We start from the raw sequence: 4,990 nt of genomic DNA on the forward strand, positions 1-4,990 counted from the left end.
CACGGCGCGGCGCAGACCCGGCAGAGCCAGAGCGGGCGCAGTGGCAGGTGCCCTTTCGCCAAGAGGGATGGGCCGGTACCCAGCCGACGTGTGTGCGGGCGAACTGGTTGCTCGCTCCCCGCGCCCAGCCGTGCCGCTCGCCCGCCGTCACCGGAGGTGCTGGGACGCCGGCCGCCGCGCAGAACGCGGGCACCCACTGCGAGGCGGCGGCGGGCTCGTCGTCGCAGACGTTGACGACGCCGGCCGGCCACTCCAGTGCCGCGGCCGCGGCAGCGACGGCGTCGTCGACATGCAGCAGGCTGCTCACGTCCGCGTCGGCGGGGACCCTGCCGGCGGCGGCGAACTGGGCCATCAGACCGTCGCGGGCGTACCAGGTGTCAGGGCCGTAGAGGGTGCCGTACCTCAGCACGACCCACTCGGGCACCTCCCGGACGGCGGATTCGAGCGCGGCGACACCGGCCACACTGGTCTGTCGCGGCTCTTCGGCGCCGAGGTCGAGCGGGGTCTCTTCGGTCGCGGGATCGGCGCCCGGCTCGTACGCCCAGGCGATGCTCTGAGCCACGATCCGGCGTACCCCGGCAGCGAGCGCCGCGTCGACCAGATTGCGGGTCCCGTCCCGACGCAGCCGCGCATTGGCGGCGAGGTCGCCCGTGCTCAGACTGGTCAGCTGGTGCATCACGACGTCCGGCCGGGCGTCGCGAACCGCTGCCACCACCGCGTCGCGGTCGAGCACGTCGACAGCGAGCGGGCCGTTGCGGGCCAACCCGATGACCTCATGCCCCTGGGCGGTCAGGAGCGGTTCGAGCCGGCGGCCAATGACGCCGGTCGAACCGGCGAGAACGATACGCATGACTGTGCTTCTCCGTCAGTTCGGCCGGAATGTGCGGCGGTCTTTGCGCTGTTCGAGCTCCTCAGGGCTCACCAGCACCAGCATTTCCCGGCCGGGCGCGCACACCATGACGACCAGGAATTTGCTCACCCGATCGGGCAGGTTGTTGGCGGACCGGTAGTGGATGACGTCGCCGCCAGGCTCCCAGAACGCCTCGCCAGCCTTGATCACCCGTTCGGGCTCGCCCTCCAACTCGAAGATCATCTCGCCCTCGAGCATGTAGCCGAAGACCGGTCCGGAGTGCCGGTGTGGTGGCGTGCCCGGGTCGCCCGGTGGCAGTTCGATCGTCGCTGTCATTACATGCGAGCCCTGGGGCAGTTCCGGCGGCATCGCCGTGCCCAGCAGCACGACCTCGTTGTTCCCGATGTTCATTGTCTGCATGGATCGAACGTATCTCTGACCGGACCAACGGGATGGACCAGTTAGGGAGCAGCCTGTTGGACCAGTTGGCAAAGTCCGGACAGTGCCTCCCGCCACGCATGAGCCGGTGGCGCCGCGTACCCGAGGACCAGGGCCGCCGCCTGCCGCTCATCCACCGGATCGTGCCAGTAGGCGTTGCTGTGCAGGCCGATCAGGTGCAGCCCTCGGCGGCGACCGGCCTGAATCAGCCAGCGCTCCTGTGCCGCGGACGCCAGCGGCAGCAGTGCGTGCATGCCGGCCGCGATGCCCTCCAGTGGGGTCTGCGTCACCTCGGCCAGGCGGCTGGCCAGCTCGGTCCGGCGGCGCCGGTAGGTCAGGCGCATGCGGCGGATGTGCCGGTCGTAGTCGCCGTGCGCGAGCAGGTCGGCCATGGCCAGCTGGTCGATCGCGGAGACGGCGGCACCGGCCTCCAGGATCGTCGTCGTCAGTTCGCGACGCAGAGGCTCGGGCACGACGAACCAGCCCAGGCGGATGCCCGGCGCCAGCGACTTGCTCGTGCTGCCGGCGTACACGATTCGCTCTGGCGCTAACGCCTGCATGGCGCCCACCGGCCGCTGGTCGTAGCGGAACTCGCCGTCGTAGTCGTCCTCGATCAGGATCGCGTCGCGCTCCCGTGCCCAGGCGATGAGCCGGTAGCGGTGGCCGGGAGCGAGAACCACGCCGGTCGGGTGCTGGTGCGCCGGGGTGAGCAGCGCGGCCTGACCCGCCGCGTCGTCGGGGTTGGCGCCGCCTGCGCCGACAGTGAGCGGGGTAACCGTCAGGCCCGCGGCGCGAAGCACCATGCGGTGCGGGGCCAGACCGGGGTTCTCGGTGGCGATGGCGCGTACGCCGCGGCGGTGCAGCGTTCGCGCCAGCAGGGAGAGACCCTGGGTGAAGCCCGCCGTGATCACCACCGCGTCCGGGTCGCAGAGAACTCCACGGGTGCGCGCGAGATAACCGGCCACCGCCATCCGCAACTCCGGCAGCCCCGTCGGCTCGGGGTAGTCCAGCGTGCCGCGGGAAGCCGTTGTCAGCGCCCGGCGGACACTGTCCGCCCAAGCCGTTCGAGGGAACGAACCGAGATCGGGAATGCCCGGCCGCAACTCGATCATCGGGCCGGGCGTGGGCGACGGCCGCGGTTGCCCGCGCGAGACGGGCGGGTCATGGAGCACGTCCGCGACCCGGGTGCCCGAGCCGGGTGCCGCCACCAGCCACCCTTCCGCCACCAACTGCGCGTACGCCTGCACCACAGTGCCCCGGGCCAAGCCCAGGTCTGCGGCTAGGCTCCGGCTCCCCGGTAGACGCGACCCGGCCCGCAGCCGGCCGGTCCGAATGCTCTCCCGTAACGCGCTTTCCAGCGAACGACCCGGGAAACCCGCACCCCGATCGAACTCCAGATGTAGGTCAAGCGACTTCGCCACGAAGCAACGATCTCACCGTCCTACTCGATGGTGCGTTCGGTCAGCGCTGGAACTGGGTTAGTTTCTGTGGGTTGAGGATGATGAACAGTCGTTCGATTCCGGCGGGGGATGCCTCGATGGTGACCAACGCAATCGCTGTTCCGCGCCGTGAGGCGAGGAGCGCGGCCTGGCCGTTGGATTCGACGATCTCCAGTGAGACACCGTCGCCGAACTTCCGCATCAGTCCCAGGACGTAACGCGCGACGTTGTCACGTCCGACGATGGGCACCTGGGCCGCCCGCACGAAGCCGCCGCCGTCGGCGTAGGAGGTGGCTGTTTCGGCGAGCAGTTCCTCAAGCCGGGTCAGCTCACCGGAGCGGGCGGCGGCAAGAATGGCCCGCAGCAGTCGATCGTGGTCAGCGCGCGCGACCCGAACGCGCCGCTGCTGGACCAGGTGCGTGCGGGCGCGTCGACCGAGTTGCCGTGCGTACGCCTCGCTGACGTCGAGCACCTCCCCGATGCGCCGAAACGGGTAGTCGAACGCCTCGCGCAGCACGTACACCGCTCGCTCGGTCGGGGTGAGCCGTTCCAACAGGAGCAGCACGGCGAGTTCGAGTGACTCGGTGCGTTCGGCCTGCAGCGTTGGGTCGGCGGCGGTGTCGACGGGCTCGGGTAGCCACGGTCCGGGATACAGCTCGCGTCGGGCGTGAGCCGAGGTCGCAGCGTTCAGAGCGAGCCGGGAAGTCGTCGTTACCAGGAACCCGACAGGGTCCCGTACCTGGCTGCGATCGGTCTGTTGCCACCGAAGCCAGGCCTCCTGCACGACGTCCTCGGCCTCTGCGACACTTCCGAGCATCCGGTAGGCGATGCCGAAGAGCCGCGGACGGACCGCGCCGAACACCTCCAACGCACCGACCAGCGCCCCATCTGTCCCTTGCCCCACCATGACCGCCCGCCTCGTCGCTTCTGTCCCTGAACATGCAGGTGAGCTCGAACCGAATCCGCTGTTGCCGCTGCCGTTGGGCACCAGCGCAGACGGATACCCCTGCGGCGCCGGACTACAGCATCGGCGCATCGCGCCAGTTACCCCACCGCTGAGGCGTAGGGTCCGCGACACGGGGGCGGCCCGCTGGATCAGCGGTGGGGCCACCGGCTCGGGGCGGCGACGATTCGAGCAGACCGACACAGACCCGAACGAGCGTGCCGACGAGCCAGGTGAAAGGGTTGTCGATGCGATCCCTTTGGTCCTCCGGCATCGTGTACCAACCGGTATACGTCTCTCTCACCGCCTGTTCGGCGGCGCCGACCGAACCGACCAGGTGAAATGCGAGGTTCTTGAGGAGGCGTCGTTCGGCCACGACGACGCAGAACGCACTGGGTAGAGCGTTCGACCGGAATTGCCGGCGATTTTCGGACATCATCGTTCTCCAGTGGTCGACGGCCCGGCTCAGCGCACGGCCCGAGCCGGGGCAGAACCCCGCCGGACCGCTCCGCGGTCACGCAGCACCGTCAGCAGGATGATCAGCAGGCCGGCGAGCGCCACGGCCGCGTTTGCGGTGGTGAGGAGGATCGCCTCGCCTACGGTTGCCCCCACCATGTTCGTCAGGTGGTAGAAGAAGTGCGGCAACGCGAAGACCGAATAGGCGCCAGCGGCCGGGATGACGAAATGGGCCTTGGGTTTGACCGCCGCGATGCCCAACAGCAGGGCGATCGCCAATGATGCCGTGCCGAAGTCCCGCGCGTAGTGCTCGCTGAACGGTGGCGTGAGATCCACCGTCGGGAAGTTCGCGTAGAAGCTGGCCGGCCAGATCGCGTTCCACGCCCCGACCACGAAGTTGTCGACGAACAAGATCGCCAGCGCGATACGGATGCTGAAGGTCATGGATCGGTACTCCTTGCGCTCTGCCGGCTCGGCGTCCAGGTGTCGCCCGCGATGCGCCAGCCGATGTAGCTGCAGACCCTGGATGCCCGCCGTGGTGGACGAGTTTCACCAGTACGGACCAGGCGCGGCTCCGATTCGTGACAGCTGGCTCAGCGGCCAGCTCCGCTGTCACGAATCGGAGGGCCGCTCGGTCCAGTTCGCAGATGCCCCAGTGGTTGGCAACGGAGGAGGCACGCCATGAAGAAGGACGCTCCGGCGCGCGTGACCGGCGACTCAGACAACCGCCGGCTGCCTCGCGCTCGTCGTGCCGGTGCGGCGCTCGCGACAGCGCCCGCCCGGGTCGAGGTGGTGTTCGCCGCCGAGATCACGTCCGGCAGCACGGTCACGATCAGGGACCACACGGGGAAGGACCGGGTACGC

Annotated in this window: 7 protein-coding genes; 1 reads left to right on the forward strand and 6 read right to left on the reverse strand. The window is 69.4% G+C overall.

Features of this window, described 5'->3' with window-relative positions; genetic code table 11:
- The 6 genes from ACWCO3_RS31380 to ACWCO3_RS31405 form a co-directional block, all read right to left on the reverse strand.
- The coding region (locus ACWCO3_RS31380; protein ID WP_450013501.1) for an NAD-dependent epimerase/dehydratase family protein at nucleotides 1–850 on the reverse strand (850 nt) is incomplete at its 3' end.
- A gap of 15 nt (nucleotides 851–865) precedes the next feature.
- Entirely contained in the window at nucleotides 866–1,270 is a 405-nt protein-coding gene (locus ACWCO3_RS31385) for a cupin domain-containing protein (protein ID WP_145784752.1), read from the reverse strand.
- Between the two features lie 41 nt (nucleotides 1,271–1,311).
- The gene (gene pdxR / locus ACWCO3_RS31390; RefSeq protein ID WP_450013504.1) at nucleotides 1,312–2,709 is read right to left on the reverse strand and encodes a MocR-like pyridoxine biosynthesis transcription factor PdxR; all 1,398 of its coding nucleotides are present in this window, start codon (nucleotides 2,707–2,709) and stop codon (nucleotides 1,312–1,314) included.
- 40 nt (nucleotides 2,710–2,749) lie between these two features.
- A complete protein-coding gene (sigJ, locus tag ACWCO3_RS31395; protein ID WP_145784750.1) occupies nucleotides 2,750–3,634 on the reverse strand; it encodes an RNA polymerase sigma factor SigJ in 885 nt (294 codons plus the stop codon).
- Between the two features lie 112 nt (nucleotides 3,635–3,746).
- On the reverse strand, nucleotides 3,747–4,106 hold the full coding sequence (locus ACWCO3_RS31400; RefSeq protein WP_167524901.1) for a sigma factor: 360 nt from the start codon (nucleotides 4,104–4,106) through the stop codon (nucleotides 3,747–3,749).
- A 29-nt stretch (nucleotides 4,107–4,135) separates the two neighbouring features.
- On the reverse strand, nucleotides 4,136–4,570 hold the full coding sequence (locus ACWCO3_RS31405) for a hypothetical protein (protein ID WP_145784748.1): 435 nt from the start codon (nucleotides 4,568–4,570) through the stop codon (nucleotides 4,136–4,138).
- A 237-nt stretch (nucleotides 4,571–4,807) separates the two neighbouring features.
- On the opposite strand from ACWCO3_RS31405, the gene ACWCO3_RS31410 reads away from it, so the two are divergent.
- On the forward strand, nucleotides 4,808–4,990 hold a 183-nt coding region (locus tag ACWCO3_RS31410), incomplete at its 3' end, for a hypothetical protein (protein ID WP_450013506.1).

The sequence above is a fragment of the Micromonospora sp. NPDC002411 genome, assembly GCF_053592955.1.